The 15,102-nt window shown below is 72.1% G+C and carries 17 protein-coding genes; 5 read left to right on the top strand and 12 right to left on the bottom strand.

From position 1 onward, the window contains the following. From xdhB to KVF89_RS29220, 3 genes are read right to left on the bottom strand one after another with little or no spacing between them, the layout of a single operon-like run. On the bottom strand, positions 1-2,235 hold the full coding sequence (xdhB, locus tag KVF89_RS29230) for a xanthine dehydrogenase molybdopterin binding subunit (protein ID WP_257430678.1): 2,235 nt from the start codon (positions 2,233-2,235) through the stop codon (positions 1-3). After that, positions 2,232-3,641: a xanthine dehydrogenase small subunit gene (locus KVF89_RS29225; protein ID WP_257430677.1), complete on the bottom strand. Its 1,410-nt coding sequence runs from the start codon at positions 3,639-3,641 to the stop codon at positions 2,232-2,234. The genes xdhB and KVF89_RS29225 overlap by 4 nt, the downstream gene beginning before the upstream one ends. A gap of 10 nt (positions 3,642-3,651) precedes the next feature. Continuing rightward, positions 3,652-4,299: a LysE family translocator gene (locus tag KVF89_RS29220; RefSeq protein WP_257430675.1), complete on the bottom strand. Its 648-nt coding sequence runs from the start codon at positions 4,297-4,299 to the stop codon at positions 3,652-3,654. Positions 4,300-4,560: 261 nt separating this feature from the next. Between KVF89_RS29220 and KVF89_RS29215 the strand changes: the two genes are divergently transcribed. Next, the gene (locus KVF89_RS29215) at positions 4,561-5,043 is read left to right on the top strand and encodes an SRPBCC family protein (protein ID WP_257430674.1); all 483 of its coding nucleotides are present in this window, start codon (positions 4,561-4,563) and stop codon (positions 5,041-5,043) included. Between the two features lie 11 nt (positions 5,044-5,054). Here KVF89_RS29215 and KVF89_RS29210 read toward each other — a convergent pair whose 3' ends face one another. Both KVF89_RS29210 and KVF89_RS29205 read right to left on the bottom strand, forming a co-directional pair. Beyond that, the gene (locus KVF89_RS29210) at positions 5,055-5,681 is read right to left on the bottom strand and encodes a maleylpyruvate isomerase family mycothiol-dependent enzyme (RefSeq protein WP_257430673.1); all 627 of its coding nucleotides are present in this window, start codon (positions 5,679-5,681) and stop codon (positions 5,055-5,057) included. Beyond that, positions 5,678-6,568 carry an ArgP/LysG family DNA-binding transcriptional regulator gene (locus KVF89_RS29205; protein ID WP_257430672.1) on the bottom strand — a complete coding sequence of 297 codons (891 nt, stop codon included), beginning with the start codon at positions 6,566-6,568 and terminating at the stop codon, positions 5,678-5,680. Before KVF89_RS29205 ends, KVF89_RS29210 begins: the two co-directional genes overlap by 4 nt. Before the next feature lie 80 nt (positions 6,569-6,648). On the opposite strand from KVF89_RS29205, the gene KVF89_RS29200 reads away from it, so the two are divergent. Further along, positions 6,649-7,272: a LysE/ArgO family amino acid transporter gene (locus KVF89_RS29200; RefSeq protein WP_257430671.1), complete on the top strand. Its 624-nt coding sequence runs from the start codon at positions 6,649-6,651 to the stop codon at positions 7,270-7,272. Positions 7,273-7,275: 3 nt separating this feature from the next. Here the strand turns inward: KVF89_RS29200 and KVF89_RS29195 are convergent, their stop codons facing one another. Beyond that, positions 7,276-7,755 (bottom strand): (2Fe-2S)-binding protein, encoded by a 480-nt coding sequence (locus KVF89_RS29195; RefSeq protein ID WP_257430670.1) that lies wholly within the window; start codon positions 7,753-7,755, stop codon positions 7,276-7,278. Positions 7,756-7,764: 9 nt separating this feature from the next. After that, positions 7,765-10,029 carry a molybdopterin cofactor-binding domain-containing protein gene (locus KVF89_RS29190; protein ID WP_257430879.1) on the bottom strand — a complete coding sequence of 755 codons (2,265 nt, stop codon included), beginning with the start codon at positions 10,027-10,029 and terminating at the stop codon, positions 7,765-7,767. A gap of 242 nt (positions 10,030-10,271) precedes the next feature. Here KVF89_RS29190 and KVF89_RS29185 point away from each other — a divergent pair, with 242 nt between their 5' ends. Further along, entirely contained in the window at positions 10,272-10,487 is a 216-nt protein-coding gene (locus KVF89_RS29185) for a hypothetical protein (RefSeq protein ID WP_257430669.1), read from the top strand. Here KVF89_RS29185 and KVF89_RS29180 read toward each other — a convergent pair. Together KVF89_RS29180 and KVF89_RS29175 are read right to left on the bottom strand one after the other, a co-directional pair. Then, the gene (locus tag KVF89_RS29180) at positions 10,432-11,013 is read right to left on the bottom strand and encodes an AAA family ATPase (protein ID WP_257430667.1); all 582 of its coding nucleotides are present in this window, start codon (positions 11,011-11,013) and stop codon (positions 10,432-10,434) included. The genes KVF89_RS29185 and KVF89_RS29180 overlap by 56 nt on opposite strands. After that, positions 11,013-11,654, bottom strand: a complete 642-nt coding sequence (locus KVF89_RS29175; RefSeq protein WP_257430665.1) for a VOC family protein — start codon at positions 11,652-11,654, stop codon at positions 11,013-11,015. The genes KVF89_RS29180 and KVF89_RS29175 overlap by 1 nt, the downstream gene beginning before the upstream one ends. 41 nt (positions 11,655-11,695) lie before the next feature. Between KVF89_RS29175 and KVF89_RS29170 the strand changes: the two genes are divergently transcribed. Then, positions 11,696-12,073 carry an HNH endonuclease gene (locus KVF89_RS29170; RefSeq protein ID WP_257430664.1) on the top strand — a complete coding sequence of 126 codons (378 nt, stop codon included), beginning with the start codon at positions 11,696-11,698 and terminating at the stop codon, positions 12,071-12,073. On the opposite strand, the gene KVF89_RS29165 is transcribed toward KVF89_RS29170, so the two are convergent. Further along, positions 12,058-13,173, bottom strand: a complete 1,116-nt coding sequence (locus KVF89_RS29165; RefSeq protein ID WP_257430663.1) for an HNH endonuclease signature motif containing protein — start codon at positions 13,171-13,173, stop codon at positions 12,058-12,060. The two genes, KVF89_RS29170 and KVF89_RS29165, sit on opposite strands and share 16 nt — an antisense overlap. A gap of 381 nt (positions 13,174-13,554) precedes the next feature. On the opposite strand from KVF89_RS29165, the gene KVF89_RS29160 reads away from it, so the two are divergent. Further along, positions 13,555-14,268, top strand: coding sequence for a hypothetical protein (locus KVF89_RS29160; RefSeq protein ID WP_257430662.1), 714 nt, complete (start codon positions 13,555-13,557; stop codon positions 14,266-14,268). On the opposite strand, the gene bfr is transcribed toward KVF89_RS29160, so the two are convergent. Beyond that, entirely contained in the window at positions 14,265-14,753 is a 489-nt protein-coding gene (bfr, locus tag KVF89_RS29155; protein ID WP_257430661.1) for a bacterioferritin, read from the bottom strand. The two genes, KVF89_RS29160 and bfr, sit on opposite strands and share 4 nt — an antisense overlap. Before the next feature lie 91 nt (positions 14,754-14,844). Continuing rightward, positions 14,845-15,048 carry a (2Fe-2S)-binding protein gene (locus KVF89_RS29150; protein ID WP_257430660.1) on the bottom strand — a complete coding sequence of 68 codons (204 nt, stop codon included), beginning with the start codon at positions 15,046-15,048 and terminating at the stop codon, positions 14,845-14,847. Between the last annotated feature and the right edge of the window lie 54 nt (positions 15,049-15,102).

Here is a 15,102-nt window from a genome sequence, read left to right as displayed (position 1 = left end):
TCACCTCCGCACGCTCTCGATCGCCCACCACACCGCCTCGGGGGTGGCCGGTGAGGCGAGCTCCACGCTCGTCCCCGGCGTCCCGAACGCCCCCACGGCGTCGCGCAGCGCCTCGCGCACCGAGAAGGCCAGCATGAGCGGCGGCTCGCCGACCGCCTTCGACCCGTAGACCACACCGTCCTCGGTGGCCCGCTCCAGCAGCGCGACGCGCAGGTCGGCGGGGAGCTCGGACAGGCTCGGCAGCTTGTACGTCGACGCCGACTGCGTCGCGAGCCGGCCGCGGTGCGGCCCCTCCGAGTCGTCCCAGCGCAGGTCCTCGAGCGTCAACCACCCGACGCCCTGCACGAAGCCGCCCTCGATCTGGCCGAGGTCGACCAGCGGGGACAGGCTGTCGCCGACGTCGTGGACGATGTCGACCCGCCGGACCTCGTAGGCACCGGTGAAGCCGTCGACCTCGACCTCGGCGGCGGCGACGCCGTAGGCGAAGTACTTGAAGGGGGTGCCGGTCATCGTGGTCGCGTCCCAGGACAGGCCCTCGGTGCGGTAGAAGCCGGCCGCCCAGAGCTGGATCCGGTCGAGATAGGCAGCGCGGACGACGTCCTCCCACGGCGCGTCCGTGCCGAGCCGGGCGCGGACCGGGACGATGCGGGCGAGGATCTGCGCGCACGCGTCCTTGACGGCGGCGCCGTTGAGGTCGGCTCCGGAGCTGGCCGCCGTGGCCGAGGTGTTGGGCACCTTGTCGGTGCGGGTCGGCGCGAGCCGGACCCGCTCGATCGGCAGGCCCAGCGCGGTCGCGGCGACCTGGAGCATCTTCGTGTGCAGGCCCTGGCCCATCTCGGTGCCGCCGTGGTTGATGAGCACCGAGCCGTCCTTGTAGACGTGCACGAGCGCGCCGGCCTGGTTGAACGAGGTGAAGTTGAACGAGATCCCGAACTTCACCGGCGTGATGGCCAGACCCCGCTTGCGGTGGGGGTCGCCGGCGTTGTGGCGCTCGATCTCCTTGCGCCGCACGGCGTACTCGCCGGTGTCGAGCACCTGCTGCCAGGCGCGGTCGAGCCGCTCGGGATGCCGCACGGGCTGTCCGTACGGCGTCGCCTGGCCCTCGACGTAGAAGTTCCTGCGCCGCAGCTCCTCGGGAGCCAGCCCGAGCACGGGCGCGCAGCGGCCGAGGACGTCCTCGATCACGAGCATGCCCTGCGGGCCGCCGAAGCCGCGGAACGCGGTCTGCGAGGTCGTGTGGGTGCGGGCGATCCGGCCGGCGACCCGGACGTGCGGGATCCAGTACGCGTTGTCCACGTGACACAGCGCCCGCGAGAGCACGGGCTCGGAGAGGTCGAGACTCCAGCCGCCGTCGGACGTGAGCGTCGCCTCCAGCGCCTGCAGCCGGCCGTCGTCGTCGAAGCCGACCTTCCAGGTGGCGTGGAAGCCGTGCCGCTTGCCGCTCATCGTCATGTCCTGCTGCCGGGTGAGCCGCACCCGCACCGGGCGGCCGGTCAGCGTGGCGCCGAGGGCAGCGACGGCGGCGTACCCGTGGGGCTGCATCTCCTTGCCGCCGAAGCCGCCGCCCATCCGCACGCACTGCACGGTGACCTGGTGGCTGGCGAGACCGAGGACGTGGGCGACGATCTCCTGGGTCTCGGTCGGGTGCTGGGTGCTGGACGACACGTTGACCTGGCCGTCGTCGTCGACCTGGGCGAAGGACGCGTGCGTCTCGAGGTAGAAGTGCTCCTGCCCGGCGAACGAGGTCACGCCCTCGAACACCCGGGCGCTGGCGGCGAACCCGGCCTCGACGTCGCCGCGGACCATCGTCGGGCGGGCCCCCTGGAAGCTGTCGGCGTCGACCGCGTCGGCGATGGTGACCAGCGACGGCAGCGGCTCGTAGCCGACGTCGACGGCCGCCGCGCCGAGTCGCGCGGCCTCCAGCGTCTCGCCGAGCACCCAGGCGACCGACTGCCCGTGGAACATCACCTCGTCGGGGAACAATGGCTCGTCGTGCTTGGTGCCGGAGTCGTTGGCACCGGGCACGTCCGCGGCGGTCAGGACCCGCACCACACCGGGGATCGCGTACGCCGGCAGCGGGTCGAGCCGGGTGATCCGGGCGTGTGCGTGCGGCGCCTGGACGGGGTGGGCGTGGAGGACGCCGGGCGCGCGCAGCGCGAGGTCGTCGGTGTAGAGCGCCCGGCCGGTGACATGCAGGGCCGCGGCCTCGTGGGGGCGGGCCTCGCCGACGCTCATCGCGTCACCGCGCTCTCGGCGAGGAGCCGCGGGAGGGACTGCCCGAGCATCGCCGCGCGGTAGGCGGCACTCGCCCGGTGGTCGTCGATCGGGGTGCCGGCGGTCGCCAGCGCCCGCACCGCCGGCGCGATCCCCTCCGGCGTCCAGGCGGCGCCGAGGAGCGCCTGCTCGGCGGCGGTCGCGCGGACCGGGGTGGCGGCGACGCCGCCGAGCCCGATCGCCGCGCGCACCACGACACCGTCGGCGAGGTCGAGCGCGAAGGCCGCCGCCACCGAGGAGATGTCGTCGAAGCGACGCTTGGCGATCTTGTGGAACGCGGTGGTCGTGGCCAGCGGGAGCGGGACCCGGATCCGGGCGATCAGCTCGCCCGGTTGCCGGACCGACCGGCGATAGCCGGTGAAGAACGTCGTGAGCGGCACCGTCCGCTCGCCGGCCGGCCCGACGAGCACGAGCTCGGCGTCGAGGGCGAGCAGTGCGGGGGGCAGGTCGCCGATCGGCGACCCGGTCCCGAGATTGCCGCCGATGGTCGCGCCGTTGCGGATCAGCCGGGACGCGAACTGCGGGAACACCTCGTCCAGCAAGGGGATCCGCCCCGCGAGCCGGCGCTCGACCTCGCTGAGCGAGAGGGCGGCGCCGATCTCGACGACGCCGTCGTCGACGCTCGTCGTCCGGAGCTCCTCGAGCCGGTCGACGGCGACGAGGAGCCTGGGACGCGATCCGCGCAGGTTGGCCTCGACACCGAGGTCGGTGGCGCCCGCGACGGCGACCGCGCCCGGCTCGCCGAGGAGGGCCAGCGCCTCGTCGAGACCGGCGGGCCGCACCCAGCCGGGCACGGAGTGGGGAGGCGCCGACGGTGGTGGCGTCGTCGTACGGGAGGCGAGGGGGTCACCGACGGCCGGCGCGCCCAACGCCTCGGCGGCCTCGACGATCGGGCGGTAGCCGGTGCAGCGGCACAGGTTGCCGGACAGCGCGTGGTGGTCGAAGGCCTCGCGGCCGGGGCGGTAGAACTCGGCGGCCATGCTGCAGACGAAGCCGGGCGTGCAGTAGCCGCACTGCGAGCCGCCCCGGACGGCCAGCTCGTGCTGGACGGGATGCAGCGCGTCGGGCGTACCGAGGCCCTCGGCGGTGACGACCTCCTGGCCGGCGAGCGCGGCGGCCGGGACCAGGCAGGCGTTGACGGCGGTCCACTCCGTCGGTGTGTCACTGGAGCCGTCGAGGGACGGCCGGGCGAGCAGGACGGCGCACGCGCCGCACTCCCCCTCGGCACAGCCCTCCTTGGCGCCGGTGAACCCGATCCCGCGCAGCCAGTCGAGAGCGGTGACCGGCGGCTGGGCGCCGACGAGTGCCCGGGCGGCTCCGTTGACCGTGACGGCTGCGCCCGGCCCGGCGGCCGGATCCGTGCTCATCGCCTACAGGTTAGTGACTTTCCGCGGTCGCGAGGGTGATACCGAGGCCGACCATCATCACGCCGCCCGCGGCGCCGAGAGAGTCGAGCCGCTCCGGCTTGCGGGCGAACCAGTCCCGCGCCCGTCCGGCGGCGAGCGCCCAGCAGCCGTCGGAGCAGACCGCCATCACGCCGAACAGCAGCCCGAGCAGCACCAGTTGCGGCGCGGCGGGCGCGCCGGCATCGATGAACTGCGGCAGGAAGGCGACGAAGAAGACGATCGTCTTGGGGTTGGTCGCACCGACCACGAAGCCGGTCCGCACCGAGACCAGGCCCGCGGAGCGCGCGGGCGCCTCGCCGACGCCGACCGCCTCCAGGGCCGCCCGCGCGTCGGCGCGGTGCAGGATCGCGCGGACACCGAGATAGACGACATAGGCCGCCCCGGCGAGCTTGAGCAGCGTGAACGCGGTCGCCGACGCGGCGACCACCGCGCCGAGGCCGACGGCCACCAGGAGCACCTGCGCGACCAGGCCGAGCGCGTTGCCGACCACGGACAGAAGCGCATCGCGGCGACCGACCGTGAGCGCCCGGCCGATCGTGAACAGCAGGCTCGGACCCGGCACCTGGATGAACAGGAACGAAGCGATCGCGAACGCGGCGAGCTGGCTGGCGGACGGCATGTCTCGCAGTATCCGGCACGGTGGGTGTCGGCGCGAGCCGTTTCCTCAGCTGTTCATGCTGGTCGGTCCGGTCGGTCCGGCGGCACCACACCGCGAGCGTGCCGCCGCGCCCGGTCGAGAGCTGTGTCGTCGCCGAACAGCTGACGCCGGGTGTCCGCAGCGGTGAGATGGGCATCGATCCGGAAGGCGTCGTCGACCGGGTCGCGACTACCGTGCCGCGAAATGCGACCGACCGGTCGCACAGATCCCCCGGGAGGACTCATGGACCAGCAGCTCGAGGACTCGATCGCGATCGACGCGCCGCTCGCGCGGGTGTGGGAGCTCGTCAGCGACGTACGCCGCATGGCCGAGTGGAGTCCCCAGGTCACCTCGACCCGGATCGCGGAAGGAGCCGAGCTCGGCGAGGGCACCGCATTCACGAACCGCAACCGGCACGGCGAGCTGGAGTGGACCACCCACGCCCGCATCGTGCGGTTCACGCCCGAGGAGGAGATCGCCTTCCGGATCGAGGAGAACTGGGCAGTCTGGTCCTTCCACCTGGCGCCCGACGGCCCAGACGGCCCAGACGGCCCAGACGGCGCCGGCACCCGGCTCACCCAGCGCAGGGCCACGCCCGACGGCATCTCCGAGCTCTCCCGCGAGCTCACCGAGGGGTTCCTGGGCGGCATGGACACCTTCACCGCGTCGTTGCGCGACGGCATGCGGCAGACGCTGGCGGGGATCAAGGCCGCCGCCGAGGCCTGAGTGGCCGCCGCTCAGACGAGCCGCTCCCGCAACGTCGCCACCCCCGGTCCGGTGAGCCCGTCGAGGACGACCGTGCGCCCGGCCGAGACGAGGAGCAGGTCGAGAGCCCGCCCCTCGACGCGCGGCCCGTCGCCGTGGACCAGGTCGGTGTCGGTCGCGGCCAGCGTCAGGCCGGAGAGGGTGCGGCGGGTGCCGCCCATCGCCTCGGAGGTGCGGGCCTGCAGCCGGAAGGCCGCGGCGACAGCGGCGGCGGGATAGGCGCGGGCGATGCCGAGCGGGCGACGGATGTCCTCGCCGTGGACGATCGCCTCGACCAGGCGGCTGTCGCGCGGTGCCGGAGGCGAGCGGCGCAGGTCGGTGACCGCGTGCCACCGCTCCAGCGTCAGCGCCGGCGTGGTCCCACGCTCGCGGTCCACGCCGTCCTGGTTCTGGCGGTCGAAGTCGAACCGAGCCCGCGCCATGGTCAGCAGGAAGCGCGACACGGACGTCTTCGCCGTGTCGACCAGGTGCGCCAGCACGTCGTGGACGGTCCACCCGGCGCACAGCGACGGCTGCTCCCACTGATCGGGCGCCAGCGGCTCCAGGTCGGCGGACAGGGCGAGGCGCTCCTCGCGGACGATCGGCCACACGTCGGTCATGACACCTTCCTAGCGCCCGCCGCCGACAAGGCGCGCGCCGCGTGCCGGACGTCCTCGGTCAGTGCCGCCAGCGCCGGGCTGTCGAGTCGCCAGCGCTGCCAGAAGAGAGGAACGACCACGGGGCGGGCGCCGGGCAGCCGGACCACCTCGCCGGCGGCCAGGCTGGCGGCGAGCTGCGGATCGAGGAGCATCCCCCAGCCGAGGCCGGCGCGGATCGCCTCGTGGAAGTCGGCGGTGCTGGGCACCCGGTGCACGACGGGCGGCCGTCCCGCGCCGTGGGCGGCGAGCAGGTCGTCCTGCAGGTGGTCCTTCTCGTTGTAGACGACCAGCGGCATCGCCGCCCAGTCGACGCCGCGGCCGCGGCGATGCCGCTCGACCAGCCCCGGCGCGGCCGCGGCGGTGTAGCGGAGGCCGCCGAGCCGCTCGACGACGCAGCCCTGCACCGGCCGCGGCTCCCCCGTCACCGCGGCCAGCACCTCGCCGCGGCGCAGCAGGTCGTCGGAGTAGGCCTGGTCCTCGACATGGAGGCACAGCGCCGTCCCCGGACGCTGCGCGAGCGCCGCCAGCACCGGTCGGAACCAGGTCGCCAACGAGTCGGCGTTCACCGCGACGGCGAGGTCGACGACCTCGCCGCCACCGAGGCTCGCCGACGCCTCGGCCCCGAGGAGACGCAGCTGACGGCCGAGCCGGACGAGCGGCTCCCCCGCTGGCGTCACGGCCGCGGGCGTCGTACGGCGGACGAGGACCTGACCGGCCGCCTGCTCCAGCGCACGGACCCGCTGGCTCACCGCGCTCGCGGTGACGTGGAGGCGGCGGGCGGCGGCCTCGAAGGTTCCCTCCTCGGTGATCGCGACGAGGGTCTCCAGCTGGGTCGGTTCGAAGCGCACGGGGCTCAGGTTAAGCTGTGCTCATGTTCCTGAAGGAACATTCGCTGGTCTTCACCCATGTCTCGCTCTAGGTTCGACCCGTGCTCGCCCCCGCCCTCGCCGGGCTACTGACCACGGCGTCCCTCATCGTCGCGATCGGCGCTCAGAACGCCTACGTCCTGCGGCAAGGCCTGCTCCGCTCCCATGTCGGCATCGTGGTCCTCATCTGCGCGGCGTCCGACACGATCCTGATCTCCGCCGGAATCGCCGGCGTCGGGGCGATCGTGGACGAGACCGGCTGGGCACTCGACGTGGTGCGATGGCTCGGTGTCGCCTTCCTGCTCGGGTACGCCGCCGGGTCGCTGCGGCGCGCCGCCCGGCCCGAGGCGCTGGCCGCTGCCAACGGCACGGCGAATGCCGCGTCCGAGACCCGGCGCAGTGTCGTCACCCGGACCGTGCTGCTCACCTGGCTCAACCCGCACGTCTACCTCGACACGCTGCTCCTCATCGGTTCGGTCGCCGCCGCCCACGACGGCGGCGAGCCGTCCGGGCGCTGGTGGTTCGGGGTGGGCGCGGCCCTGGCGAGCGTGCTGTGGTTCTGCGGCCTCGGCTTCGGCGCGCGGCTGCTGGCCCCCCTGCTGGCCCGTCCACGGGCCTGGCAGGTCGTGGAGCTGTGCATCGCCGGAACCATGGTGCTGGTCGCGGCGAAGCTCGCGCTGGGCTGAGCACTACGAGTGTTCGGCTCCGGCCCGGATCGCCTCACGGATCCTCGGGTAGGTGCCGCAGCGGCAGACGTTGCGGATCGAGTCGAGGTCGTCCTCCGTGATCGCCCGGTTCTCTGCGCGCACCCGGTCGACGAGGGCCACCGCCGCCATGATCTGCCCGGGCTGGCAGTAGCCGCACTGGGCGACGTCGTACTCCAGCCAGGCCTCCTGCATCGGATGCAGTCCGTCACCGGGGACGGTGTCGGCCAGGCCCTCGATCGTGGTGATCTCGTCGTCGGCGCCGATCTCGCCGATCGGCACAGCGCACGGGTTGAACGCCTTGCCGTTGATGTGCGAGGTGCAGGCCTTGCAGACGTTGATCCCGCAGCCGTACTTGGGGCCGGTCACCCCGAGCACGTCGCGCAGGACCCAGAGGATGCGGACGTCGTCCTCGACGTCGACCGACACGGTCTCGCCGTTGAGCCGGAAGGTGTGCGTGGTCATGGCGGTACCTCAGGAGACGTGGTCGAGGCCGTTGACCGGCGACTCGGGGATGGACGGGACGAAGGGCTTCGGCTCGAAGTGCAGGGGGTCTCGGAAGTTGATCGGGAACTCCGTCGGCATCGTCCCGGTGGCCCGTGCGTAGGCGCACGCGACGGCGGCCATCGATGCCGCGACACCGGCCTCCCCGATCCCACCGGGCTCCGGGCTGTCGGAGTCCAGCACCTCGCAGTGGAAGTCGAACGGGGAGTTCCACTGCCGGGTGTACGCCGAGTTGTCCCAGCTGGCCTCCAGGAAGTGGCCGTCGACGAGGTGGTTGCCGTAGCTCAACGCCTGGGCCAGTCCGTCGGCGAAGCCGCCCATCATCTGCGCCTGGATGCCGAGGGGGTTGATGGCGAGGCCGCAGTCGACCACGACGGTCGCCTTCGTGACCCGCGGCCCGGTGACGGCGTCGCGGACCTTCCGGTTCACCGTCTCTGGCCGGCAGTCGATCTCCACGAGGACGGCTGTCGCGCCCTTGTACTCCTTGTGGATCGCGATCCCCTGCGCCGTGCCGGCGGGCATCGCCCTGCCCCACTCCCCCAGCTCGGCCGCCCGCTTGAGGACTCGCTTGACGATGCCGCTCTTCGCATACCTCAACCGGAACACGACGGGATCCAGCTTCAGCCTGGCCGCCAGTCGGTCGACGATCAGCTCGTTGGCACAACGTACGTCGGGCGAGTAGATGTTGCGCACCGAGCTGGTGTTGAACCGGTCGAAGTCGTAGTTCGACTCGTTCAGCAGCTGGGTGACGACGCCGAAGTTGTAGGGCAGCTCCTGGCTCAGCAGGAACACGGTCTCGGAGAACCCCAGGTTGCCGAGACCGGTGGGCAGGGCTGCCACCTCGGCGGTCAGTCGCTCCCCCAGGCCGTGGGTGAAGTCCGTCGACACCGAGGTGTGCCGTTGCTCGAAGCTGATCACGCTGCCGAGCAGGACGGTCGCCCGGATCCGCGAGGTCGCCATCGGATGCACCCGGCCCTGGCGGGGCTCGTCTGCCCGGTGCCACATCAGCTTGACCGGCGCACCGAACGCCTTCGACGCGTGCGCCGCCTCGATCGCCGCGTCGCTGAACAGCTTCCGGCCGAAGGAGCCGCCACCCTGGACGACGTTGACCGTCACCTTGCCCTGCGGCAGCTTCAGCGCCCGGGCGACCTCGGACTGCGCGACGATCGGCGACTTCAGCCCACCCCAGATGGTGGCGGAGTCGGCCCGGACGTCGGCGACCGCGCAGTTGGGCTCGAGGGCGGAGCCGCTGCGGAAGTGGAAGACGAACTCGCCCTCGACGGTCGTCGCGCCCAGCTTGGGCACGGCGAGCGGGAGCTGGGCCCGGCGCAGCTCCTTGAGGATGTCCTCCGACGACCTGCCCGGGACCGTGCCGGCGTTCCACGCGACATCGAGCGCGCGGACGGCGTCGATGCACTGACCGAAGGTCCGCGCCCGGACGGCGACACCGGTCGGGATGATCGCGACGTGGGTGACCCCCGGCATCGCCGCGACCGCCGCCTGGTTGCGGACCTCCTTCGCCGTGCCGTTGAGGTCGGGGGCGCGGCAGACCATGGTCGGCAGCGCCCCGGGCACGTCCAGGTCCATCGCGAACTGCTTGCGTCCGGTGACCGCGTCCCGGGCATCGACCCGCCGCTGCGGCGTACCGACGATCGTGTGCTCGGACTCCGCCTTCAGCTCGACCTCCACCTTCCGCGTCGTCGCGGGTGCGGCGAGCGCAGCGGCATCGCCGTAGGGCAGCACGTTGCCGAGCAGGTCACTGATGACACCGCCCTTCACCGTCAGGGTGGTGACCAGCGCGCCCAGCTGGATCGCCGCCGCGTCCAGCAGCGCCTTGCGGGCCACGGCGGCGGCGACCCGGATCGGCGTGTACGTCGAGATGGTCGTGTTGGAGCCACCGGTCAGCTGGTTGAACAGCAGATCCCTGCGCGCCGGCGCCAGCGTCACGTGTACCCGGTCGAGCGGCAGGTCGAGCTCCTCGGCGATGATCATCGCCGTCGAGGTCGTGATGCCCTGCCCGACCTCCATCCGCGGCAGCGCGAAATGCGCGTCGCCCAGCTCATCGACGTGGATCGCGATCAGCCCGGACGTCGGCAGCGCGCAATGGGTGAGGAAGTCGTTGAGGTCGTAGACCTCCGGGATCTGCGGCACCGAAGGGATCGGCAGGCCCGCGGCCTGCGCCGGTGCCGCGCCGAGCGCGAGGTCCGCGGCCACGACCAGGCCGGTCCCGCCCATCACGTAGCCGACGAAGGAGCGGCGGCCGATCCCGGTCTTCGGTGTTCCGGCCGTGGATGGTGTTCGGGCCGTGGATGGTCTTCCGGCATTCGGTGGTGCGGGCATGCCGGCGGGCCCGAGTGACTTCCCCATGACTGACTCTCCCGAGATGAGATGACGGTCACTCCAGGAGACCAGCCGAAGATTGGCCGAAGGTTGGTCCGGTCCGGGCCGGGCGGGGGCCGCCGAGTAGCCTGCGGGACGTGAACCAGGATCGCTACGGCGCACGATCGCGCCGGCAGAAACTGCTTCTCGGCCTGCCTCCGGCCCTGCTCCTGCTGGTGGTCGGCGGCTACTGGACGTTGCTGTCGTGGGGCGTCATCGGCGACACGAAGTCCGAGACCTTCTCGATCATCGGCCCGATCATCGCCGGTTTCGGCGTGGCCCTGGGCTGGGTCGTGCTGCAGCGCCGTCCCTGACGGCGCCGAGGAAGCGCGCGACGTCACGGCGGGTGCGCAGTCGGTGCCAGGCCGGGCCCGTGGCCGGTGCGCCCTCCATCGCGGCGGCGTACCGTTCCCGGGTGCGGCGGTACGACGTCCAGGCCCACCACACGACCGAGTCCTCACCGCGCCAGAACATCAGGCCGCGCCAGGTCTCGCGGTTGCCCGACCACAGCTCCTGACGGGTCGCCGCTCGGCGTGCGGTGCGGGTGACCGACTGCCACATTGCCCGCCAGCGGGGCGGGTCCAGCCAGACGACGGTGTCGGCACGCTCCCAGACCAGGGTGCCGAGCTTGCTCTGGTAGTTCCCGTCCACGACCCAGGCGTCACCGGCGGTCGCGGTCCGGACCCGCTCACGCAGCTGGTCGGCGGTGGCCGGCGACCAGTCCGGCCCCCAGAACAGGCCGTCGAGCTCGACGTACTCGACCCCTAACGAGGCCGCGAGGCGGCGCGCGAGCGTGGTCTTGCCCGTCCCCGAGCTGCCGACCACCGAGACCCGGCGCATCAGCCGCGACGCACGTGGGGTGAGATCAGCGCGGTACGCACCGACATGCCGAGATCGCGATGGCGCAGCGTGGTGATCCGCCGACCTGGCTGCACCGCGTCCTTCACCACCGACGTCCGCACACCCAGCCGCTCCGCCGCGACATCGATGTCCGCCACCGTGTAGGTGATGCCCCACAGGCTCGACGGCCCCTCGCCGGTCTCGTCGGGCGATCCGACGACCTCGAGGATCACCTCGCCGAGCCGGAAGAACATCTGCCGCATCGGCGTTCCGGCCAGCATCGCGTCCCGCTCCCGCCGTACGTCGAGCCCGATCGCCTCCAGCGCACCGCGGGTGCGGGTGAGGTCGGGCGAGAGCAGCACGACGTGGTCGATGTGCGTCACTCCGGTGACGTGGGCCGCGGGCACCGGCGGTGCCGCCGCCGAGGACGTGGTCGCGATGCCGTCGAGATCGAACGTCGCCCCGTCGCCCGGCAGGCCGCGCAGGGACCAGCCCACGATCCCCGTGCCGCGCTCCCGGCCCACCAGCCGGATCCGGACGGTCCCGACCCGGCAGGTGCCGTCGTCGTCGACCGCGAACCCGGCTTCCCGCCACGCTTGGGGAGGGTCGGCGATGAGGAGTTCGTCGATGGTCACGGCCACGGTCCGACCCTAGCGACGCGGGACACGCGATACTCGTCCGCGTGAACCGGAGCCGCGCCGCGACCTACGCCCGCCGCCGCAAGCGGCGGATGGCCAAGGTCGAGCACGACCTGACCGATGCCCAGTGGGCCGCGATCCTCGACGCATGGTCCGGGTGCGCCTACTGTCGCGCCGACGGTGTGGCACTGCAGAAGGACTGCATCCTGCCGATCTCACGGGGCGGCCGCTACACGCTGGCCAATGTCGTCCCCGCCTGCCGTTCGTGCAACGCCAGCAAGTGCAACGTCGAGGTGGTGACCTGGATGAGGCGCAAGAAGCTGGACGAGCGTGCCTTCCTGGTGCGTCAGGCCGAGACGCTGCGCGAGCTCGCCGGCACTCCGCCGGAACTCGACTCCGGTGACGCTCAGGCAGCTGTGTAGTCGAGCAGCAGCTGGGTGACCATGATGTCGACCCGGGTGGGTGTCTCCCCGCTGCTGCTGGGGGTGAGGCGTCTGGTGCCGGTCGGGTCGATGAGGTAGTGGGCCCCGTAGGGATCGCGCCAGATCACGATCCCGGGGAACGGATGTCGTGCTTCCCAGCCGGTGTGGGTCTTGATCCGGTGGTGGGTGCGGGTCAGGGGTCCGAGGTTGTCGACACTGGTCGCGCCGCCCTGGCTGTGGGGGATCGCGTGGTCGAGGTCCATGCGGCGGGTGGTGTTGGTGGCGTAGGGGAACACGTCGGCGGGGTGGATCAGGTGGACTGCTTCACGGAGGCGGGCGGGGATCTCGTAGGCATCGACCGGTGCCATGGCGGCCAGGTCGAGCACCGGGGTCATCTGGACCTTCGCAGCCGTGGCGTCCAGCAGCTCCACGACCCGGCCGATCGTGAGTGGCCCGTGGCCCTCCACACGCGCGATGGGTGTCTGGGGTGTGAGGTGGAGGTAGACCTTGGCCCGTACCTTGACCGGACCCACCGACAGATCGGGACGAGCCGCTGGGTTCAGTAGGAGTGCTGCGGCCGCGACCCGGCGGTCATTGCGATCCGCGTGGGGCATCGACTCGGTCAGCTTGTCCGCGACCGCGGTCACGGCGGCGTCGATGCCGGCGATGGTGATCGCGTCGGCCTTGATGATCAGGGTGCTCATGCCGTGCTTGTTGACCCGGGAGACGCGCACGCCCCGCTCCCGCGCCGCAGCGTCCTCACGCTGACGGGCGAGTTCGGGGGCCGCGGCCGCGACCTTGCCCTCGACCAGGGTCTCGAACCGGGCCCACGCCAGACGACCGTCCGCGACCTCGACCACCTCACCATCGACCCACCCCGCTTCGTCGGGTGCGAGGTCGCGGGTCACCTGGGCGACGTGACGTGCATGCGGGACCCGGACCGTGCCTGCCTCCACGCCGGCCCACAACCGCGGGAGCCGTAGCTGTAGGTCGACGGCGTCGGCGATCAGCCGCCGTGCACCGTAGGGGCTGGTCTGGACCCGGGCACCGAACACTGCTGCGGCGTGCTCGGTGACCAACGGCGTCCCGACCCCACCCACACGACGAGCCCGTGACCTGCTCCGACGATCACCGGGCGGGAGCCGGTCCGGGGAATGCAGTACCGCCCACTGATACGCCGCCCTCAAGATCTCCCGCTCAGCTGACAGGCGCGCAGCATGCTGGGCCTCGACGAAGTCGAGAACCCCCGCCGCCGACAGGTCCTCCAGACCCGCCACCACCCGATCACTGACCATGCCCCAACCCAACAACAGGGGTACGACACAACCCGACGAGCTCGTTCCACCGGATCCGGTCGCTCGGTCCGTGGTCCTCATCGACGGCGATCTCACACCCGGCGACCACGAGATCGTCGTTGGCGACGACGTACCTCCCGAAGGCTCCTCGAGGGATCAGGATCGACGCGAGCCTAGGGTGAGCGCATGACCGCAGGCGCCACCCTCGAGATCCCGCTGCCCGCGCGCGGCGAGAATCCGCAGGGCTTCGCGACCACGACGGTCCTGCTCGGCCCGGACACGCTGCTCACCTCGTGGGTCGAGGGCACCGCCGCGGTGAGGGTCGGCATCCTGGACCTCGTCGACGGCGCCTGGCGCGTGCTCACGGGCGTGCGCGGCATGCTGCGCGGTGCCGTGCCACTGCCCGACCGGCGCGCACTGCTGCTCACCGAGCACGGCCTGTTCGAGGCGGACCTCGCGACGCCGGTCGTGACCAGGAAGCTGACGGCGCGGATCGGCAAGCACAACGACGAGATCCGTCTCGAGCGCGACGGCCTGGTCGCGATCGGGCAGCAGGCCAAGACCACCGAGGCGCTGGTGTCGATGGCGACCCTGGAGTACGCCGGGCGGCAGCGCCGTACCCCGGTCCCGGGCCGGTCGATCGAGGTCGCCGCTGCCCGCGCCGGCGTCGTCCGCGTGCTCCTCGAACGCGACCACCTGCTGGTCGGCGCCACGAGCGCGTACCCGGGCGAGCACGGTCAGCGGCTGCTCGTCCTGGACGCCGCGCGCGAGGTCGTCGCGTCGGTGGTCATGCCATGGGGCGTGGCGAGTGCGCACCTGTGGGGCGACGGGTTGATCGCCGCGCCCCTGCGCCTCGGGCGCGGGATCCCACTCCTGGCGCTGCCGGGACTCCCCGCCTAGGCGGGGCCCTCGCCGGCACCGATGTGCTGGGCGAGGTACTGCTGGGCGCCGACCCGGCCGATCGCGTCGACCTGGCTCTCGAACCAGTCCGCGTGCCTCTCCTCGTCGCGGACCATCTCCTCGAAGACCGCGGCGGTGCCGTGGTCACCGAGCTGGTGGCACTCCTCGGCGGCTGCGTTGAACTGGGCCACCGCGGCGCGCTCGCTGGCCAGGGCCAGGTCGAGCATCTCCTCGGCCGTCTCGCCGACCTGGATGGCGCCCAGCCGCTGCACGTTGGGATGGCCGTCGAACATCAGGATCCGGTTGATCAGGTCGTCGGCGTCGCGCATCTCGTCGATGGAGAGGTCGTAGAAGACCTTCCCCAGCTTCGGCAGACCCCAGTTGTCGAGCATCCGGGCATGCAGGAAGTAGGTGTTGGTGACGGTCAGCTCGAAGGTGAGTGCCTCGTTGAGGAGCTCGACGACGCGGGGATCGACTGGCTGCACGACACACCTCCGGCGTTGGGGACCCTGCCGCCCGATGCTGGCACACCGCCCCCGGGGTGAGGACAGACTCAGTTGGAGGTTCGGGTACGGATCAGCTCGCGGCGCCGTCGGCCCGAAGGTGCGCACACTCGCGCTCGTGGTGCTGCTGCACCAGCGCCTTCACCGAGAAGATGCAGGACCCGCAGTCCTGCGCCGCGCCGGTCGTGCGGCACACCGCGCCGACCGACCTGGCTCCCCCTGTCAGGGCAGCGTCGACGTCACGATCCGTGACGACGCGGCACTGGCAGACGATCATGACCATAGGTTAGCCGAACCTAAGTAGCGATGAGAAGTGCCATCTCACCGACGC

Origin of the sequence: Nocardioides carbamazepini (assembly GCF_024614185.1) — a bacterium.
GTDB lineage: Bacteria > Actinomycetota > Actinomycetes > Propionibacteriales > Nocardioidaceae > Nocardioides > Nocardioides carbamazepini.
This window is presented reverse-complemented; position numbering and strand designations above follow the sequence as displayed.